We start from the raw sequence: 20,649 nt of genomic DNA, 5'->3' as shown, positions 1-20,649 counted from the left end.
GAAACAAACATTTTATTCGCTAATTTTTCTTTATTTCAATAACACCGTATTTGCCTCTCCATAATTATTATAGTGAAGATTCTGTTATCACCTTCACAGATTTACCCTCAATTTCTACGTCACTCATAGTAATAATTCTGTTTATTCGCAGCCATAAATACCCTTTAAACATGATTAATCACGAACGAATAGTGTCAATAAGTTATTAATAATTTTTAAAGTTAACCTCTTTTAACCAGCAAAAGTTCATATGATTTATTAAACGATATCTTTAATACTTCATGGAAATAATGTCGGTACTCTTATGATTAAAATAGCTGTTTTATTCTGCCATTAAACAAGCAGTCTGTGTAAGCGCGATACATCTGAGGAGACATGTAGCTCGCGCTCAGGCAAACATGCGCGGCCACAGAGTCAAGCGTCAATTTACTATAGAGGTTAGCGTCAACATAGTGTAATGCTGCAATGCGTTTTTTTCATGGCGGAAAGCGCATAATCCGTCTCCAGTGAGGTCGGCAGGTATTTCACTAAGACAGCATCTGTATTTGCTGCAAAAGAGTTAACCGGCAAACTGAGTAAATTTACTGCCGCTGCCAGACGGTTATTATCAATTATTTTTAGACTCCACCATGTTTTTTTAATGAGGCATTATTTTCCTATAGTTCAATATTTACAAAGCCAATAATTTTATATCCCGGATGCTTCACCCGTACTTTGCCACAAACAATAAAGCCATAAAAAAGGCCACCGTAAAGGTGGCCAACCATGTCGAAAACGGACATTTATCTGTTCCCGCAGGAACAGCGAGTTTTATTTTATAATTGCTTTCAGCGCTTCGCCGATATCGGCCAGGCTGCGAACGGTTTTCACGCCTGCGGCTTCCAGCGCGGCAAATTTTTCATCCGCAGTGCCTTTACCACCGGCAATGATGGCGCCAGCGTGGCCCATACGCTTGCCTTTCGGCGCGGTAACACCCGCGATGTAGCCAACCACCGGCTTGGTCACGTGATCTTTAATGTAAGCCGCCGCTTCTTCTTCCGCGCTACCGCCGATCTCACCGATCATCACGATCGCTTCAGTCTGCGGATCTTCCTGGAACAGTTTCAGGATGTCGATGAAGTTAGAGCCCGGAATCGGGTCGCCGCCGATACCCACGCAGGTGGACTGGCCGAAACCGTAGTCGGTGGTCTGCTTAACCGCTTCATAGGTCAGCGTGCCGGAACGGGAAACGATACCCACTTTACCCGGCTTATGAATGTGACCCGGCATGATGCCGATTTTGCATTCGCCCGGGGTGATCACACCCGGGCAGTTCGGGCCGATCATGCGTACGCCAGCTTCGTCCAGCTTCACTTTCACGGTCAGCATATCCAGCGTCGGAATACCTTCGGTGATGGTGATAATCAGTTTGATACCTGCGTCGATCGCTTCCAGAATGGAGTCTTTGCAGAACGGCGCCGGGACGTAGATAACGGATGCAGTCGCACCGGTGGCTTCTACCGCTTCGCGCACGGTGTTGAACACCGGCAGACCCAAATGCGTGGTGCCGCCTTTACCTGGCGTCACGCCGCCCACCATCTGCGTACCGTAAGCAATCGCCTGTTCGGAGTGGAAAGTCCCCTGGCTACCGGTGAAGCCCTGGCAGATAACCTTGGTATCTTTATTAATTAAAACGGACATTATTTCCCCTCCACTGCGGCAACAACCTGCTGAGCTGCATCCGTCAGACTTTTCGCTGCAATAATATTCAGGCCACTGTCAGCCAGTTTCTTCGCGCCGAGTTCGGCGTTGTTGCCTTCCAGACGCACCACCACCGGAACGTTAACGCCCACTTCTTCCACCGCGCCGATGATACCGTCGGCAATCAGGTCACAACGGACGATACCGCCGAAGATGTTAACCAGAACCGCTTTCACGTTGTCATCCGAGAGGATAATTTTAAACGCTTCGGTGACGCGCTCTTTGGTTGCGCCGCCGCCTACGTCAAGGAAGTTAGCCGGTTCGCCGCCATGCAGCTTAACGATGTCCATGGTACCCATCGCCAGGCCCGCGCCGTTCACCATGCAACCGATGTTGCCGTCCAGCGCGACGTAGTTCAGTTCCCACTGCGCCGCCTGCGCTTCACGCGGGTCTTCCTGAGACTGGTCACGCATTTCACGCAGATCCGGCTGGCGGAACAGCGCGTTGCCGTCAGCGCCCAGCTTGCCGTCGAGGCAAATCAGATCGCCCTGCTTAGTGATCACCAGCGGGTTGATTTCGATCAGCGCCAGGTCGCGCTCAAGGAAAATGGTTGCCAGGCCCATAAAGATTTTGGTGAACTGCTGCACCAGTTTACCTTCCAGACCCAATTTGAACGCCAGTTCCCGTCCCTGATACGGCATCGGGCCGGTCAGCGGATCGAGCGCGACTTTATGGATCAGATGCGGGGTTTCCTCCGCGACTTTTTCGATCTCTACGCCACCTTCGGTAGACGCCATAAAGACCACGCGACGAGAACTACGGTCAACTACCGCGCCGAGGTACAGTTCTTTGCCGATGTCGGTCGCCGCTTCAACCAGAATCTGGTTTACCGGTTGGCCATTAGCGTCTGTTTGATAGGTCACCAGACGTTTGCCCAGCCAGTTTTCCGCGAAGGCGCGAATCTCTTCTTTGCTTTTTACTACCTTCACACCGCCCGCTTTGCCGCGGCCGCCAGCGTGAACCTGACATTTCACTACCCACGGGCCGGCACCGATTTTAGACGCGGCTTCTTCGGCTTCACGCGGAGTAGTACAGGCATAACCCACCGGCGCCGGTAAGCCATAGCGGGCAAAAAGTTGTTTTGCCTGATATTCATGTAAGTTCATGTGTTCTGTCCATCCTTCAGGTAATCGTTATCTTTAGACCTGTAGGCCTGAAAGCTGCGCGCCATCAGGCATTACACCATCGCCGGATGGCGGCGTGAACGCCTTATCCGGCCTACAGGTAGCAGGTGATGCTCTTGCTGACTACACGTCCAACAGCAGACGGGTCGGATCTTCCAGCAACTCTTTGATGGTGACCAGGAAGCCCACGGATTCGCGACCATCGATCAGGCGATGATCGTAAGAGAGCGCCAGGTACATCATCGGCAGGATTTCCACCTTGCCATCCACCGCCATCGGCCTGTCTTTAATAGCATGCATTCCCAGAATCGCGCTCTGCGGCGGGTTGATGATCGGGGTAGACATCAGCGAACCGAATACGCCGCCGTTGGTAATGGTAAAGTTACCACCGGTCAGGTCTTCTACGGTCAGCTTGCCGTCGCGGCCTTTGACAGCCAGTTCTTTAATTTTTTTCTCGATGTCAGCCATGCCCAGCGTATCCACGTCACGCAGGACCGGCGTGACCAGGCCGCGCGGCGTAGACACCGCCATGCTCACATCAAAGTAGTTGTGATACACCACGTCATCGCCGTCGATAGAGGCGTTCACTTCCGGATAACGCTTCAGCGCTTCCACTACCGCTTTCACGTAGAAGGACATAAAGCCCAGGCGGATACCATGACGTTTTTCAAACACTTCGCCATACTGCTTACGCAAATCCATAATCGGCTTCATGTTGACTTCATTGAAGGTCGTCAGCATGGCGGTGGAATTTTTCGCTTCCAGTAGACGCTCGGCCACGCGCTTGCGCAGGCGGGTCATTGGCACGCGTTTTTCGCCGCGCGCGCCCAGAGCGGGTTGTGCTGCAGGTTCAACAGCGGGTGCTTTAGACTCGCCTTTCGCCAGATGTTTTTCCACATCTTCACGGGTCAGACGCCCACCCACACCAGTGCCTTTAATGGCGCTGGCTTCCAGATTGTGTTCAGCCAGCAGGCGACGGATCGCCGGGCTGAGCGCATCGTTGTTTTGTTCTTCCAGCGACGCCTGCTGGCGCTGTGCCGGCGTAGACGCTTTCTCTTCAGATTTCGCGCTGGTCTCTTTACCCGCGCTGTTTCCTTCACGCAGGCGACCCAGGATCTGGCGAGAGGTGACAGTCGTCCCCTCCTCTTCCAGAACCGCATCCAGAATGCCGTCCGCTGATGCCGGTACTTCCAGTACCACTTTGTCAGTTTCGATTTCTACCAGCACTTCGTCACGAACAACCGCATCGCCCGGTTTTTTATGCCAGGTGGCGACGGTCGCGTCCGCTACGGACTCAGGCAGGTCGGGAACAAGAATATCTACGCTACTCATTATTTATCCTTTATTTAATCGACGTTCAGCGCGTCATTAACCAGATCTTGTTGCTGTTTCTGGTGAACGGACATATACCCTACCGCCGGAGAGGCGGAGGCCGGGCGACCTGCATAACGCAGAGCGGCCCCAAACGGAATCACTTCACGGAAATGATGCTGGCTGCAGTACCATGCGCCCTGGTTGAGCGGCTCTTCCTGGCACCAGACAAAATCATGGACGTGAGCGTATGGTTGCAGCGCTTCCTGCACCGCTTTATGCGGGAACGGATAGAGCTGTTCGATGCGCACGATAGCGACATCTTTCTGGTCGTTTTTGCGACGTTGTTCCAGCAGGTCGTAATAAACCTTACCAGAACACATTACCACGCGTTTTACGGCTTTAGGGTCCAGCTCGTCAATTTCGCCAATGGCCGGCTGGAAGGAACCGTTCGCCAGTTCATCAAGCGTGGAAACCGCCAGCGGGTGACGCAGCAGCGATTTCGGCGACATCACCACCAGCGGACGACGCATCCCGCGCAGCGCCTGACGGCGCAGCATATGGTAGACCTGCGCCGGGGTGGACGGCACGCAAACCTGCATATTCTGCTCGGCGCAAAGTTGCAGATAACGTTCCAGACGCGCGGAAGAGTGCTCCGGCCCCTGCCCTTCATAGCCGTGCGGCAACAGCATCACCAGACCGCACATCCGGCCCCATTTCTGCTCGCCGGAGGAGATGAACTGGTCAATCACTACCTGCGCGCCGTTGGCAAAATCGCCAAACTGCGCTTCCCAGATAGTCAGGGTACGTGGTTCCGCCGTGGCATAACCGTATTCAAAAGCCAGTACCGCTTCTTCAGACAGCACGGAGTCCCAGACTTTAAACTGTCCCTGACCGCTGTGAATATGCTGCAACGGCGTATACGTTGAGCCGTTCGTCTGGTTGTGGATCACCGCATGACGATGGAAGAAGGTGCCGCGACCGGAGTCTTCCCCGGACAGGCGCACCGGAATGCCTTCATCGACCAGCGTGGCGTAAGCCAGATTTTCCGCGCCGCCCCAGTCAAACAATTTCTCGCCTGCCGCCATTGCCTGACGGTCGCCATAAATTTTCGCCACGCGAGACTGCATTTCAATGGCTTCCGGCACGGTGCTGATACGTTTTGCCAGCTCCTGCAGACGCTTCATCTCAACTTTGTTCGGGTAGCTTTCGTCCCATTCGTGGTTGAGATATGGCGACCAGGTGAAGGAGTGCATGTTCATCGGACGCCACTCTTTCACTACGCACTCGCCAGCATCCAGCGCATCGCGATAGAGGTTGACCATTTCAGTAGCATCTTCCAGCGTTGCGACCTTATCAGCTTCCAGTTTGTCGGCGTAGATTTTACGCGGCGTCGGATGCTTTTTGATTTTCTGGTACATCAGCGGCTGGGTTGCGCTTGGCTCGTCGGCTTCGTTGTGGCCGTGACGGCGGTAGCATACCAGATCGATGAACACATCGCGTTTAAAGGTATTACGGAAGTCCAGCGCCAGACGGGTCACAAAAGCGACGGCTTCCGGATCGTCCGCATTGACGTGGAAAATCGGCGCCTGGACCATTTTACCGATATCGGTGCAGTAAGGCGTTGAACGCGCATCCAGTGGGTTAGAGGTGGTGAAGCCCACCTGGTTGTTGATAACGATACGTACCGTACCGCCCACTTCGTAACCGCGCGCTTTCGACATGTTCAGGGTTTCCTGAACCACGCCCTGGCCGGTCACCGCGGCGTCGCCGTGAATAGTGATCGGCAACACTTTGTTGCTGCTCGGTTCGTCCAGTCTGTCCAGACGGGCGCGCACGGAGCCCATCACCACCGGGCTCACAATTTCCAGATGCGATGGGTTAAACGCCAGCGCCAGGTGAACCAGACCGCCTTCGGTTTCGATATCTGACGAGAAGCCCATGTGATACTTCACGTCGCCGGTACCCAGATGTTCTTTATGTTTACCGGCAAACTCGTCGAACAGATCCTGCGGTTTTTTACCCAGTACGTTGATCAGCACGTTCAGGCGACCGCGGTGCGCCATCCCCAGCACCACTTCGCGAGTGCCGCTGTTACCCGCATGGCGAACCATCTCTTTCAGCATGGGTATCAGCGCATCTCCCCCCTCAAGCGAGAAACGTTTCGCACCCGGGAATTTGGCGCCCAGATAACGTTCCAGCCCTTCAGCGGCGGTCAGTTCGTTCAGGAAGCGTTTTTTCTCGTCAGCGCTAAAAGCCGCACGACCGGATTCGATGCGCTGTTGGATCCAGCGTTTCTCTTCGGTGCTGGTGATGTGCATATACTCAGCGCCAATCGGGCCGCAGTAGGTCTGTTTGAGCGCGTCGAGCAGCTCGCCCAGCTTCATCGTCTCTTTGCCGCTGGCAAAGGAGCCGACATTGAAGGTTTCCTGGAAATCGGCCTCGGTCAAATCATGGAAAGAAGGGTCCAGATCCGCCACGCGTTCTTGCTTCCACAGTCCCAGCGGATCGAGGTTTGCATGCTGATGGCCACGGAAACGATAAGCGTTGATAAGCTGCAGGACTTTAACCTGCTTCACATTGGTGTCAGGGTCGGAAATCGTAGAAGAGTGACGTGAGCCAGCCAACGCCTGCCGCCGGAAATATTCACGTGTTTTTGAATGGAGTTGATCCGGTTTGACTCCGGTACCAGGTAACTGCTGGAACGTCAAACGCCAGTTAGCGTCTACCGAGTCAGGATCGGTTAAGAAGTCTTCATAGAGCTGTTCTATCCAGCTCTGATTCGAACCAGAGAGGTAAGAAGAGTCCAACCAGGCTTTCAAAGCGCTGTTCTGCATCGTGATCCCTTAAGCATCTTTTCTGCTTATTTAATACTCTAAATAGGTCACGTTTCAGGAAGGCGGCAAGCTTGCGAATCCCTGGGAGCTTACATCCAGTAAGTGACCGGGGTGAGCAAGTGCAGCCAACGCACATGCAACGTGAACTATGACGAGTATTTCGCCGTGGATACTAACCACGCATACGCTGTATGCGTGCCGGGGTTCACTTGTTGCGGACTGTCGTGTCATCTGCGTCCGCTAAGGAACCTTTAAAAACTGTCTAATAATCTTCGCTGTTCAGGCTACGACTGCTTTGCGGCCTTCGCTCACTCCGGTCACATAGTTAACTATGCTCCCGAAGATTCGTTCAGACCGCGCCTTGTCTCGCTCTGAACATCTCGATTATTACTAATCATATGGCAGTTTTTAGAGGTTTCCTGCACTTCTATTGCCTGATGGCGCTGCGCTTATCAGGCCTACGGGATTGCGCCTGTAGGCCTGATAAGACGGTACGTCGCCATCCGGCAACTACTACAACTACTTATGCGCTACGCTGCAACAGCATCGACTTAATATGGCCGATAGCGCGCGTCGGGTTCAGTCCCTTAGGACATACACTGACGCAGTTCATAATGCTGTGACAGCGGAATACGCTGAATGCATCACTCATCCCTTCCAGACGACTGTCAGTCTCGGTATCACGACTATCGATCAGGAATCGATACGCCGCGAGCAGCCCCGCCGGACCGATAAACTTATCCGGGTTCCACCAGAATGACGGGCAGGATGTTGAGCAACAGGCGCAAAGAATACATTCATACAGCCCATCGAGTTTTTCACGCTGCTCCGGCATCTGCAGATGCTCACGAGCCGGTGGATTTTGCCCATTATTCAATAAGTAAGGCTTAATCTTCTCATATTGTGCGTAGAATTGCCCCATGTCTACCACCAAATCGCGGATCACCGGCAAACCGGGCAGCGGGCGAATCACAATCTTCTTACCCGGCTGAGTCAGCGCCGAAATAGGGGTAATACAGGCCAGACCATTCTTACCGTTCATATTCAAACCATCAGAACCGCACACACCTTCGCGGCAGGAACGGCGGAAAGAAAGGCTGGGATCTTTTTCTTTAAGCTGGATTAACGCATCCAGCAGCATCATGTCGCGCCCTTCTTCGCCTTCCAGGGTGTAATCCTGCATACGCGGAGCGTTATCGACATCCGGGTTATAACGATAAATCGAAAATTCGAGTTTCATCATCCTGTCTCCGCAATTAATAAGTACGAATCTTCGGCGGGAACGCCGGACGCAGTTTCGGTTCCATATTGACGCTTCGGCGCGTCATGGATTCCGTTTGCGGCTGATACAGGGTATGACACAACCAGTTGGCATCATCACGCTCCGGGAAATCGAAGCGGCTATGCGCGCCGCGGCTTTCCGTTCGGAAGTTGGCTGATACGGCAGTGGCGTAGGCGGTTTCCATCAGGTTATCCAGCTCCAGACACTCAACACGCTGGGTATTAAACTCGCTGGACGTGTCATCCAGACGGGCGTTTTTCAGACGCTCGCGGATCACTTTCAACTGCTCAAGCCCTTTCGCCATCGCGTCGCCTTCACGGAATACGGAGAAGTTATGCTGCATACACTCCTGCAACGCTTTGCGGATAGCCACCGGATCTTCGCCATTGCGGTTATTGTTCCAGCGATTCAGGCGCTCCAGAGAACCTTCAACGTCAGACTCGCTGGCGTCGCGCAGCACGCCCTGCTCGGCGATGGATTCCTGTAAATGCAGCCCCGCCGCGCGGCCAAAGACCACCAGATCCAGCAGTGAGTTACCGCCCAGACGGTTGGCGCCGTGAACCGATACACAGGCGATTTCGCCTACCGCAAACAGCCCCGGAATCACCACGTCTTCGCCCTGCTCGTTCACGGTCAGCGCCTGACCGGTCACTTTAGTCGGAATACCGCCCATCATGTAGTGGCAGGTCGGGATAACCGGAATTGGCTCTTTCACCGGATCGACGTGGGCGAAAGTGCGGGACAGCTCCAGGATACCCGGCAGGCGAGATTCCAGCACCTCTTTACCCAGGTGATCCAGTTTCAGTTTAGCGTGCGGCCCCCACGGGCCGTCGCAGCCGCGGCCTTCACGGATTTCGATCATGATGGAACGCGCCACCACGTCACGACCCGCCAGGTCTTTGGCGTTCGGCGCATAACGCTCCATAAAGCGCTCGCCGTGTTTGTTCAGCAGGTAACCGCCTTCGCCGCGGCAGCCTTCTGTCACCAGCACGCCCGCCCCGGCGATGCCGGTCGGGTGGAACTGCCACATTTCCATATCCTGCACCGGGACACCGGCACGCAGCGCCATACCGACACCGTCACCGGTGTTGATGTGAGCGTTGGTGGTGGACTGGTAGATACGGCCTGCGCCGCCGGTCGCCAGCACCGTCGCGCGGGCTTTGAAGTACACCACTTCACCGGTTTCGATGCACAGTGCGGTACACCCCACCACCGCGCCATCCTGGTTTTTCACCAGATCCAGCGCATACCATTCGGAGAAAATCGTGGTGTGGTTTTTCAAATTCTGTTGATACAGCGTATGTAGCAAGGCGTGACCGGTACGGTCAGCCGCCGCCGCGGTACGTGCCGCCTGCTCGCCGCCAAAGTTTTTCGACTGGCCGCCGAACGGGCGCTGATAGATACGTCCATCATCAAGACGGGAGAACGGTAACCCCATGTGCTCCAGTTCCAGAATCGCTTCCGGTCCGGTCTTACACATATATTCGATGGCATCCTGGTCACCAATGTAGTCCGACCCTTTTACGGTGTCGTACATGTGCCATTCCCAGTTATCTTCATGGGTATTGCCGAGCGCCACGGTGATACCGCCCTGCGCGGAAACGGTATGGGAACGGGTCGGGAAGACTTTCGAGAGCAGCGCACAGGTTTGGCCGCTCTGGGAAATTTGCAGCGCCGCGCGCATACCTGCACCACCGGCACCAATCACAACAGCATCAAATTCTCTGACTGGCAGTTTCATTACACACCCCACACCACAACAAATCCATAGATGACGTAAACCACCAGCGCAACAACAATAACGAGTTGCAGTATCAGACGCACTGCCAGTGGTTTAACGTAGTCGGTTAACACCTGCCACATGCCGATCCAGGCATGAATCAAGATGGAAAAAAGCGCCAGCAGGGTGAAGACTTTGGTGAAGGCCGATGAGAAGAAACCGGTCCAGGCTTCAAAGGTCAGTTCGCCGCTCGTGGCGAAAAAACCCACCATGTAGATGATGTATAACGTCAGAACGATAGCGGTAGCACGGACCAGGATGAAGTCATGTACGCCATTGCGTCCTAATGCGGAGGCGTTGCTTACCATACGAGGACTCCTGCGAGAAGTGAAAGCACGACAGTGATAACAAAAGAGATTTTGGCAGAGCGTTGACCCGCTTCGAATGTTTCTTCCAGATAGCCAAAATCCATTAACATGTGACGAATTCCCACGATGACGTGATACGCCAGCGCGGTAAGGATGCCCCACATGATAAATTTAACGATGAAGCCGTCCATGATATCGGCGGCCTGCTGGAATCCTTCCGGAGAAGAGAGGCTGGTGCCCAGTAGCCACAGTAGTATGCCGACGGCGATGAAAGTAATCACACCGGATACGCGATGGAGAATGGACGCTATCGCTGTGATGGGGAACCGAATCGTTTGTAGATCCAGATTGACAGGTCTTTGTTTTTTCACATTTCTTATCATGAATAACGCCCACATGCTGTTCTTATTATTCCCTTAAGACTTCGGTTACAGAGGTGAATCTACCTGTAGCCAGAAAGACGACGGGATTTCCTTCCTCCGGTCTGCGTGCGGGTCAGACAGCGTCCTTTCTATAACTGCGCGTCATGTAAAACACTGCTTCCAGTAGCTAAAACGACACGTTACAACGCTGGGTGGCTCGGGATTGCAGGGTATTCCGGAGACCTGGCGGCAGTATAGGACGTTCACAAAATCATTACAATTAACCTACATATAGTTTGTCGGGTTTTATCCTGAACAGTGACACAGGTCACGATAACAACATTTTTTTAATTTTCAATCATCTGATTTGACAAACATTAAACAAAATTGTTACAAACGACACCAGAAAAAGCATATAATGCGTAAAAGTTATGGGGTCACTCTTTCACCTGTTAATAAGTTATGCAACAGTACAATGATATTGACCCATTCTTTCAGGACAGTTATTAGTGATAGACAGGTTACATTACTCGGATTGCTACGTTCCTGATTTGCTGCTAATTCGAAATTAATCAAGCCGTTACCTGCAAGCGCCCATTGCTCTGTACCCAGGTCATCCCCTCTTTCACAGAGCGGCGAGCCAAATAACAAACTGGTAACGGTTGATTGATGCATACACAGAATCTTCCCTGCACTAACGACAAGGAAGATGACGTGGAGAAGGCAAGTCTGAGTTCCGGCAGTCTTAAGCAATAAGGCGCTAAGGAGACCGTAAATGGCTGATACAAAGGCAAAAATCACCCTTACTGGTGACACTGCTATTGAACTGGATGTGCTAAAAGGCACACTCGGTCAAGATGTTATTGATATTCGTAGTCTCGGTTCAAAAGGAGTTTTTACTTTTGACCCTGGTTTCACCTCTACCGCATCCTGCGAATCTAAAATCACCTTCATCGACGGCGACGAAGGCATTTTGTTGCATCGCGGTTTCCCGATTGACCAGCTTGCTACCGATTCCAACTATCTGGAAGTCTGTTACATCCTGCTGTACGGCGAAAAACCGACGCAGGAAGAGTATGACGAGTTCAGAACGACAGTCACCCGCCATACGATGATCCATGAGCAAATCACTCGCCTGTTCCATGCTTTCCGTCGCGACTCACATCCGATGGCGGTAATGTGCGGGATCACTGGCGCGCTGGCAGCGTTCTACCACGACTCGCTGGATGTGAACAATCCGCGCCACCGTGAAATCGCGGCGTTCCGCCTGCTGTCCAAAATGCCGACCATGGCGGCGATGTGTTACAAATATTCAATCGGTCAGCCGTTTGTTTATCCGCGCAACGACCTTTCCTACGCCGGTAACTTCCTGAACATGATGTTCTCCACGCCGTGTGAAACCTATGAAGTGAATCCGGTACTAGAGCGCGCGATGGACCGTATTCTGATCCTGCACGCTGACCATGAGCAGAACGCCTCAACGTCAACGGTACGTACCGCAGGTTCAAGCGGCGCCAACCCATTCGCCTGCATTGCCGCCGGGATCGCCTCCCTGTGGGGACCCGCGCACGGCGGCGCCAACGAAGCCGCGCTGAAAATGCTGGAAGAAATCAGCTCTGTTAAACACATTCCGGAATTTGTTCGCCGTGCGAAAGACAAGAATGATTCTTTCCGCCTGATGGGCTTCGGTCACCGTGTTTACAAAAACTACGATCCGCGCGCCACCGTGATGCGTGAAACCTGCCACGAAGTGCTGAAAGAGCTGGGCACCAAAGACGATCTGCTGGAAGTGGCGATGGAGCTTGAGCACATTGCGCTCAACGACCCGTACTTCATCGAGAAGAAACTGTACCCGAACGTAGACTTCTACTCCGGCATCATTCTGAAAGCGATGGGCATTCCATCTTCGATGTTCACCGTGATCTTCGCCATGGCGCGTACCGTTGGCTGGATTGCACACTGGAATGAAATGCACACTGACGGCATGAAAATCGCCCGTCCTCGTCAGCTGTATACCGGCTACGATAAACGCGATTTTAAATCGGCGCTGAAGCGTTAATTGACAACCGGATGGCGAGGCAACCCTCGCCATCCGGTACATTTTCCCTTTTTTCTTATCCTCATTATTTTATTCTTACCCCGTTACTCTCTATGATTAATTAAGGTTTCGCTAAATATCATTCAGGGAGCATGGAATGCCGATTCTGCAGTGGTTTTTGTTGTTCCTGTTATCGCTGCTCATTTCCCTTATTTTTCTCTGGCTGCACCTTCCGGCGGCGATGCTGCTCGGTCCAATGATTGCGGGTATCGTGTTGAGTTTGCGAGGTAGTACGCTACAACTTCCGCGCGGTATTTTTCTCGCCGCGCAGGCGATTCTCGGCTGTATGATCGCCCAAAATCTAACCGGTTCGATATTGACCACCCTCGCCCTCTACTGGCCGGTCGTGCTTTTAGTGTTGCTGGTGACGCTGCTTTCCAGCGCGATAGTCGGCTGGCTGCTGGTACGCTACAGCTCGCTGCCCGGCAACACCGGCGCATGGGGGTCTTCGCCGGGCGGCGCGGCGGCAATGGTAGCGATGGCGCAAGATTACGGGGCGGATATCCGCCTGGTGGCGTTTATGCAGTATCTACGGGTACTGTTTGTGGCTGGCGCGGCGGTGCTGGTGACACGCCTGATACTCGGCGACAGCGCGGCAGCGGTCAGCCAACAGGTGATCTGGTTTCCACCGCTTAGCGGTAATTTATTGACGACGCTGCTATTAGCGATCGTGGCGGGCATTGCCGGTCGCCTGATGCGTATCCCTTCCGGCACGATGCTGCTCCCCATGTTGGCAGGCGCGCTTCTCCATTCGCAAGGCATCATTGAGATTGAATTACCCGAATGGCTGCTGGCCGTGGCGTATATGGCGATAGGCTGGCGTATTGGGCTGGGTTTTGACAGACAGGTGTTTTTTATGGCGCTGCGGCCATTGCCGCAAATCTTATTGTCAATTTTCGCGCTGATGGCGATTTGCGCCGCGATGGCGTGGGGAATGGCTTACTACATGCAGATTGATTTTATGACGGCTTATCTTGCCACCAGTCCCGGTGGTCTGGATACGGTTGCCGCGATCGCGGCAGGAAGCAGTGCCGATATGGCGCTCATCATGGCAATGCAAACCCTACGGCTGTTCAGCATTCTGTTAACTGGGCCAGCAGTGGCCCGTTTTATATCAACCTATGCGCCCAGACAACCTTTGTAGGACTGATAAGCGTCGCGCCATCAGGCAATAGCCGCTCGCCGATGGCGGTTCCGGCTATTTCTGGCAATGCGGGCACCAGTAAAACGGGCGTGAGGACAGTGTTGTCTTTTCAATAATGCCGCCACACCGCTCGCACGCTTCGCCGTCACGGTGGAAAACCTTAAAGCGAAACAGTGCGCCATGATGCTTGTTTTCATCCGCCTGACCGCGAGTCGTGTAGGACAGGCGCGGAATATCCAACAGCGCGTGAGAAAGCGCATTCAGTTGCGCCTCGTTGAGATCTTTCGCTTTATGCTGTCCGGTTAACCCTACCTGCCAGAGGATTTCAACGCGCAGATAATTCCCCAATCCCGCCAGAAAGGCCTGATCCAGCAACAGTCCGGAAAATTGTCGGTTGCGAAAACGCGGCGACAGCAATCGAGCTTTAACCTCTTCCGGAGTGAGACGCGCGTCCAGCACATCCGGACCGACTCGCTGTAAAAAGGGGTGCGTCGTGAGCTGCTCTGCTGTCAGCATTTCGATATCAGACGCGCTATAAAGCAGAATAGTTTTATCCGCCGTTTGTAGCCTGACGCGCAATATACGCGTGGTCTGCGGTATTTCACCGGTGCCGATCACCCGCCATACGCCATAGAGTTGGTTGTGGCTGTAGAGCGTCAGGCCATTTGAAAAGTGGGTCAATAACGCTTTTCCCCGCGTCTCTATCCGGGTAACAAGTTGACCGGTAAGCTGCGATTCATACGGTTTTAACTGTGCAAAGGCAAACCAGACATCGGTTAAGGGTTTGCCTTTGATTGCCGCCTCCAGATTATCCGCCGCACGACGAATTTCCGGGCCTTCAGGCATGATAATATCCTTTGTTAACAGTTGATTAATGGACTACACCGCCTCTGACTATCTGGAATGCACATCGAACACCATAATGAACATCCACAGCGGATGGACAAACAGGCGGTGGTATCCAGTGATAATAACATTATCGCAGCACGAGACCACTTCCCCGTCAGGGTTAACATGATCGCGCCAGGGCATAATCGACTCAGCCCTTGTCGGGCGAGCGCCCAATAATGATTGTCTGCCTACCGGAATTAAATGACGCTTAGCTATATTTTGCCCAAAATTTTTTTCTGTTGATCCTTTTAAAGCCTTCTTTCCAATAACTGGCATTCAACTCTTTGATATAATTTTCTCCGGGAAAAAGTTTATCCTTTAAAGGTAGTTTCTTGGCTAGCACGATTCTTTCTGCGTTAGATCCCGCGGACTCTGAATGTGTGAGGGAAGATAAGGCGTCCAGTTGAGCGCTTGAGGGTCTGGCTATCAATTCAAAAAAAGGTTCTGACAATACAACACTACTAAGTGCTGCATAATTTCCTTTTTGTATGAGCGGTTTGACGTACTCAAAAAAAGAAATAATCCCTGATTGCAATCTTGCTGCTTTTTTTAAATACTCAATTTCAGAACCACTGCTATCTTCACGTACAGGAATTATTCCATTATCCGTTTTTTTATAGCCAATTGTTGACCCAGTATTGTCAGCCATAGCGAACTCCATTATTTCCACCCCTCCTGATAAGAAAAGATCACACTTATCGTTGGGATGGCCATAGTTGGTTAGCCAACCAAACATCTTATTATAAATAGATCGGTTATCATTGGCGCCAGCAAAAGTTGCCAAATAAAACCCATGTATTTGTTTTTCTGCCCATTGCGCACCTAAAGAACGAGCAAATACTGATTGAATATTACCCATCCATCCTACATCGATAAGTGCTATATTTTTATAACCTTCACAGGCCGTTTTAAAGTAATCAGCGTAAACTTCCCTGTGCTGAGTATTTTTTAATAAAATATATGGAAATAATTTATTTATAAGCCAGTGAACCTTATGTTCCTCTCCTGAAACAGGAATATACTCCTCGTCAGGAAAACCAACATGATGTATATCTGAAATATGCTCACTCGCATCTAACCCCGCGATAGCAAGTATCTTTTTAATACTTTTCTTATTCTTACCACCAAAAAGATGCCAAATCCTGTGCATCGGCCAATCAGTCATCCCCACCATATAAGCTGATGCGCGGGATATATATAAATATTCACATTTTACATGTTCTTCTGAAAAGTATTCATTATAAATTTTATAGATTAAGTGAGCATCGCGTGCTAAAAAAAGCGCTTTATCAATTTTATGAATCTTTAACTGATTCGCTAACCAGGATACATAACCTAATAATAACGGACCAAATACTTTAAATCCTATCTCGTTTAAAGGATCATTTTGATGGAAAGCAGAAACTTGTTTAAGTAATAAAGTCTTACAAATAGATTCACCAATAATATCTTTAGCTTTCCAATGATTAGATATCCCATGATTATACTCTGACCAATCAGCATGGAGAGTATTTATGCCGAGTTTTTTAGCGTTCAGAATATCTGCATGAACATTGTCGCCAACATGCATCCACGATGCAATATCTACATTTTCATTTTTCTTGACTATTGAAAACAACTTGCCACTATTTTTAGAGTGCCGCTCTTCACCAGATGAATAAACTGGAATGTTACTGATATCATAGCCACATGATGTTAACAACTCCTTTAATATTGCTGATGGAAGGTACATATCACTAATTAAAATAACTTTGCAACCATCACTAATAGCCTTTTCAAACAAACAGCTTCCACGCGAATTTTTATATAAAACAATCTTCTCCATTTGTATTTCCAGATCGATTATCTTTTCTACTGTCGCTGGTGAAAGCTGCGGATGCTTTTTTAAAATTTCATCGTATATTTCAGATATGAGTACTTCCGGCTCGCCGCCAAAACGCCTGACCCTATTCTCTCTGGCACTTACTTCCGCCTGAACTCTTATCTCTGGAAAATTATCAATAATATCAATCTCGCACGCTGATATAAAAAAGTTCTCAGTTGCTAAAGTTGATTGCATCAATGAAAACAAATCTCTGGGACGGTAAACCCTCCGGCTAACCAATGTATCAAAGATATCAAAGCTTACGGTCTTGTATTTTTTAAAGTTCATATCCATATTTTATTTAATCTTATTTTCAATATAAGAGATTTTATGAAAAAGACTATTGTTAGCAATATTTGAAAGTAACACATTGAGCAATGATGAGTCATCAATACTTCTCATCATTTTATTTTCTGCAATTTTGCATTCTATATCAAATAACTCATTGTTAATTACGGTATAATTGCCAAATTCAAAGTCATCATTTTCTCTGAAATGATAAAATGCCAGTGCTTCAGGTAAGATCCAAACATCATTTTCTGCAAGGTAATGAATAAAAAAAGGCCAGAAAAATGCAGGAGAGGATAATTTATGACTTTCAATCATATCGATAACAGAATTTTTATCGAATAAACACGAGGAAAGTGGAATAGAATTCCTGTAATAAATAACATCAAAACTAACAGGGCCAGCATTTAAATAGTGGTTCCATGGTTGCGTTGAATTTATAATTATTCTATTATTTTCCGCAATCTCAGCAACTTTATTTGTATGGCATGCTATTGCATTTACAGATGAATACGTTGACTGTATATTCGCCAAAACACTGAGTAGCCTTGACACATATTCAGGGGCCCAGGAATCGTCATCATCCATAAAGCATAAATAATTAGATTCAGACATCTTAATAGCATTAAAGATACAGCTTTCGTCGTAGATAACACTATATATATTTGACAGTTCTTTCAGATAAAAATCATCCACATTGTGACATTTCAATTCTTCCTCCATGCAGAAAATGATGATATTTATTTTTTTGAACGTCTGGTCATTAATGGATTGCAAGGCCCGCATTAATAGACGAGTACGCCCAGGTTTATGTCGGACAATAACTAAAAGACTCTTTTCCATATTCTGATTTCGCGTTTTACGGTATATATAAAAATTAACACCCTATGAATAAATGCTGACATTGGGTAAGGATTATAATATTTTATTAGACTGACACCAGATAAGGTGTAGCAACAGAACCATACCTAAGATTATCATAGTCATATAATTAAAAAATCGGTATAATTCTCATCAACACCACTTACATCATGTTTAATATTTATCTTCAGATCTTTTATTGAATTTTTTATACCAAAAGAGCTTTAAGGTAAGATAGGGCAAACTATTTTTCATCTCTTTTTTTGCAGATTTAAACCGATAAAAATTTTTGACTGCCGTAAACAAACCATTAATAATAACTTTAAAAAACTCCATTTTTGAGTGGGTAAGTTTTAATAATTTGCCATTTTCTATATTTAAATGATAGATAGTAATTCTCCGGAATGAAAACTTAGTAGGGTGATAATGACGATAATCAACCACGATTGGTTTTTTAATTAAAAAGAAAGCTGGAATTAAGTGTCCATTAAGGGTTATGCATCTAAAAAATTTGTAGATGGCTTTTTCTTTACCAGAACATGGGTAATCAACACAACCATTAACAATATCAATACCTTCTACATTGAATTTTTCATTATGAGTTATTGCATTAATTCTTTTTCTTATCTCCAGAAGATCTACATTATCTTCCCAAAACTCCCGTCCAGAAAGACAATCGTTATATGACATAATCATTGCTCTGGCAAGTTCATAGCGGCATGAAAAACTCGCAAGAAAGACTTCCCGCACAAAGAAAACACTTAACAGTAGTGCAGCAAACTTTCTTTTACTAATTAATGCAGGTACAGCAACAGTCCTGAAGTTCAAATAGCTATTTAGAACCGATATTTTTCTTTCAAAATCCATTTGCCACGAAGCCACACCATTAAGTGTGACAATATTATGTTTTTTATGCATATATCCAAATAGCAGGTCATCACCACGAACAAAGAAAGGAAATGAGTAATATTCAATAGCGTTAATATTAAAGGCAAAAAACCACCATCCACCGTAGCCTATTTTTCTTTCATTATCAAAAGTATCTAAAGAATCTATTTCCCGAGCATCCAGATAATGTTTATCCGGGTAATGTAAAAAATCTCTATGCCATATGGCACCAGATTCATGTATGATTGCCGGGTTATCTTCAAAAAGCATACAGCCAGTAACAACTGTATTTTTGTCTTTAGCCATCAGTAAAAAAGCATGAGTTCGACAAATCGATTCAATTTCACATGAGCCGTCGTCATCCATAAATATGACATGTTTGATATCGTTGATTTTCCCTGCCTCTATCAAACCTCTCATAAACCCGCCTGACCCACCGAGGTTTTCATTATTGATAACCATAATGCCGTTTCCTGACGGGTGATTAATCGCCTCGCCATTATTAACGACAATCAATTTAAAACGATCTTTAAATTCGCTCTGGGTTAAGAGTGTTTTATTAATTCTATTGATTGTTTTAGTAACAGCTTCTTTTCTATTATAAGTTGTTATAACTAAAGCCATAGATGATTTACTAACATGATCTTTAGTCAGAAATTCAAATCCATTTAAAACAGAGTCTTCGTCTGATTGCCACTCCACATAGATATATCCAAAATTTATTTTTGATATATCAATTTCAATCTCATCACTAATATCACATGACGATTTAAAATCAATTTGCTTTAATACTCTAATGACACCATTCTCTTTATGCCTTACAGTTATAGTTCCGCGACCAATTATATTAACCCGCAAAAAAAGTGATGTTAAGGTTGTATATTTTTTCCATTTCTTAATTGAGAATGCATTAAAAAAAGTATCAAAATATGCAACCTTATGACGCGGAACAAGTAAGTTACGTGAGGTATAGTTATACTTCCCGCCCTGAGTTCTGAAATAAAGCTGCTCTTCCGTGCATAGATCAATGTTTGGTAAAATTACTTTTTGAAGTAAAAAATACATAACGAACCTATAAATTTATATTATCTGGGGTAACGCTATTATAAAATAGTAAATTACTCACCGCGTAGTGATATAAATACTGCAATAAGAATATTAAAATCCGCCTTTGCTAACTATCTCACCGTGCTCAAGCCTGATGAACTTATTACATACAGATTTAGCCAGTTCATCATCGTGAGTGGCCATTACCATAATGCCCGCTTTAGAGATAAAGCTATTTAATCTCATCTCTGCTTTTCTTTTAAAATCACTATCACCCACGCTCATCCATTCATCCATCAGTAAAATTTCAGGATTAATTGCAGTAGAAATAGAAAAACCAAGCCTCAGAACCATACCACTAGAATACGTTCTAACGGGGATTTTAATAAAATCACCTAACTCGCTGAACTCGATGACATCTTCTGTAATATTTTTTATTTCATTTTTTGACAGACCGAGAAATAGTCCCCTCAGTTTTATATTTTCCAGGCCTGTAAGCTCACCATCCATTCCCATCATGGGATCAATGAGGCTGGTGACTCGACCGATACATTCATACTTCCCTGAAGTTGGTTTATAGGCCCCTGCAAGTACTCTCAGAAGAGTGGTTTTGCCCGAACCATTGTGTCCGATAAGCGCAAGACGGTTACCTTCGGTAAGCGTAAAATCAATTTTTTTTAATGCCTCTACTTCAATAATCCCGGTATTCGATGAGCCAATTCGTCCACCTGAAGCAGCCTGTAGAAAAGTTTTTTTAAATGAACGGTGGCTGGAGTTAAATATAGGGAGTATTACGCCAACGTTTTTGCAAGAGATTTTCATTA

General features: G+C 48.2%; 17 protein-coding genes. 2 read left to right on the top strand and 15 right to left on the bottom strand.

Annotation, left to right across the window (positions count from 1 at the left end; genetic code table 11):
• Positions 1-810: 810 nt before the first annotated feature.
• The 9 genes from sucD to ACH0VJ_RS16390 all read right to left on the bottom strand — a co-directional run bounded on the left by sucD (position 811) and on the right by ACH0VJ_RS16390 (position 11,419).
• Positions 811-1,680: a succinate--CoA ligase subunit alpha gene (sucD, locus tag ACH0VJ_RS16430; protein WP_000114631.1), complete on the bottom strand. Its 870-nt coding sequence runs from the start codon at positions 1,678-1,680 to the stop codon at positions 811-813.
• Positions 1,680-2,846, bottom strand: coding sequence for an ADP-forming succinate--CoA ligase subunit beta (gene sucC, locus ACH0VJ_RS16425; RefSeq protein ID WP_001048590.1), 1,167 nt, complete (start codon positions 2,844-2,846; stop codon positions 1,680-1,682). Before sucC ends, sucD begins: the two co-directional genes overlap by 1 nt.
• Positions 2,847-2,987: 141 nt before the next feature.
• Entirely contained in the window at positions 2,988-4,196 is a 1,209-nt protein-coding gene (gene odhB, locus ACH0VJ_RS16420) for a 2-oxoglutarate dehydrogenase complex dihydrolipoyllysine-residue succinyltransferase (RefSeq protein ID WP_000099858.1), read from the bottom strand.
• A 14-nt stretch (positions 4,197-4,210) separates the two neighbouring features.
• Positions 4,211-7,012: a 2-oxoglutarate dehydrogenase E1 component gene (gene sucA / locus ACH0VJ_RS16415; protein WP_001181504.1), complete on the bottom strand. Its 2,802-nt coding sequence runs from the start codon at positions 7,010-7,012 to the stop codon at positions 4,211-4,213.
• 523 nt (positions 7,013-7,535) lie between these two features.
• Positions 7,536-8,252, bottom strand: a complete 717-nt coding sequence (gene sdhB / locus ACH0VJ_RS16410; RefSeq protein WP_001537859.1) for a succinate dehydrogenase iron-sulfur subunit SdhB — start codon at positions 8,250-8,252, stop codon at positions 7,536-7,538.
• A gap of 16 nt (positions 8,253-8,268) precedes the next feature.
• Positions 8,269-10,035, bottom strand: a complete 1,767-nt coding sequence (gene sdhA / locus ACH0VJ_RS16405; protein ID WP_000775561.1) for a succinate dehydrogenase flavoprotein subunit — start codon at positions 10,033-10,035, stop codon at positions 8,269-8,271.
• The gene (gene sdhD, locus ACH0VJ_RS16400) at positions 10,035-10,382 is read right to left on the bottom strand and encodes a succinate dehydrogenase membrane anchor subunit (RefSeq protein WP_000254356.1); all 348 of its coding nucleotides are present in this window, start codon (positions 10,380-10,382) and stop codon (positions 10,035-10,037) included. The genes sdhA and sdhD overlap by 1 nt, the downstream gene beginning before the upstream one ends.
• On the bottom strand, positions 10,376-10,780 hold the full coding sequence (gene sdhC, locus ACH0VJ_RS16395) for a succinate dehydrogenase cytochrome b556 subunit (RefSeq protein ID WP_000263340.1): 405 nt from the start codon (positions 10,778-10,780) through the stop codon (positions 10,376-10,378). The genes sdhD and sdhC overlap by 7 nt, the downstream gene beginning before the upstream one ends.
• Before the next feature lie 393 nt (positions 10,781-11,173).
• A complete protein-coding gene (locus ACH0VJ_RS16390; protein WP_001539488.1) occupies positions 11,174-11,419 on the bottom strand; it encodes a hypothetical protein in 246 nt (81 codons plus the stop codon).
• A gap of 100 nt (positions 11,420-11,519) precedes the next feature.
• On the opposite strand from ACH0VJ_RS16390, the gene ACH0VJ_RS16385 reads away from it, so the two are divergent.
• Both ACH0VJ_RS16385 and ACH0VJ_RS16380 read left to right on the top strand, forming a co-directional pair.
• On the top strand, positions 11,520-12,803 hold the full coding sequence (locus ACH0VJ_RS16385) for a citrate synthase (RefSeq protein WP_000785811.1): 1,284 nt from the start codon (positions 11,520-11,522) through the stop codon (positions 12,801-12,803).
• 136 nt (positions 12,804-12,939) lie between these two features.
• A complete protein-coding gene (locus ACH0VJ_RS16380) occupies positions 12,940-13,986 on the top strand; it encodes an AbrB family transcriptional regulator (protein WP_001122038.1) in 1,047 nt (348 codons plus the stop codon).
• 54 nt (positions 13,987-14,040) lie between these two features.
• On the opposite strand, the gene nei is transcribed toward ACH0VJ_RS16380, so the two are convergent.
• The 6 genes from nei to ACH0VJ_RS16350 form a co-directional block, all read right to left on the bottom strand.
• Positions 14,041-14,832, bottom strand: a complete 792-nt coding sequence (gene nei, locus ACH0VJ_RS16375; protein WP_001113978.1) for an endonuclease VIII — start codon at positions 14,830-14,832, stop codon at positions 14,041-14,043.
• Between the two features lie 48 nt (positions 14,833-14,880).
• A complete protein-coding gene (locus tag ACH0VJ_RS16370) occupies positions 14,881-15,018 on the bottom strand; it encodes a hypothetical protein (protein WP_001519950.1) in 138 nt (45 codons plus the stop codon).
• Positions 15,019-15,085: 67 nt separating this feature from the next.
• A complete protein-coding gene (locus ACH0VJ_RS16365; protein ID WP_077905372.1) occupies positions 15,086-16,981 on the bottom strand; it encodes a glycosyl transferase in 1,896 nt (631 codons plus the stop codon).
• A gap of 57 nt (positions 16,982-17,038) precedes the next feature.
• Positions 17,039-17,872 (bottom strand): glycosyltransferase family A protein, encoded by an 834-nt coding sequence (locus ACH0VJ_RS16360; protein ID WP_001667936.1) that lies wholly within the window; start codon positions 17,870-17,872, stop codon positions 17,039-17,041.
• A gap of 192 nt (positions 17,873-18,064) precedes the next feature.
• Positions 18,065-19,843: a glycosyltransferase gene (locus ACH0VJ_RS16355; RefSeq protein WP_079833542.1), complete on the bottom strand. Its 1,779-nt coding sequence runs from the start codon at positions 19,841-19,843 to the stop codon at positions 18,065-18,067.
• A 93-nt stretch (positions 19,844-19,936) separates the two neighbouring features.
• On the bottom strand, positions 19,937-20,647 hold the full coding sequence (locus tag ACH0VJ_RS16350) for an ABC transporter ATP-binding protein (protein ID WP_000702849.1): 711 nt from the start codon (positions 20,645-20,647) through the stop codon (positions 19,937-19,939).
• Between the last annotated feature and the right edge of the window lie 2 nt (positions 20,648-20,649).

The sequence above is a fragment of the Salmonella sp. 2020_1459 genome, from assembly GCF_043847915.1.
Taxonomy (GTDB): domain Bacteria; phylum Pseudomonadota; class Gammaproteobacteria; order Enterobacterales; family Enterobacteriaceae; genus Salmonella; species Salmonella enterica.
The sequence above is the reverse complement of the archived record's forward strand: the minus strand, read 5'-3'. Positions and strand labels throughout refer to the sequence as shown.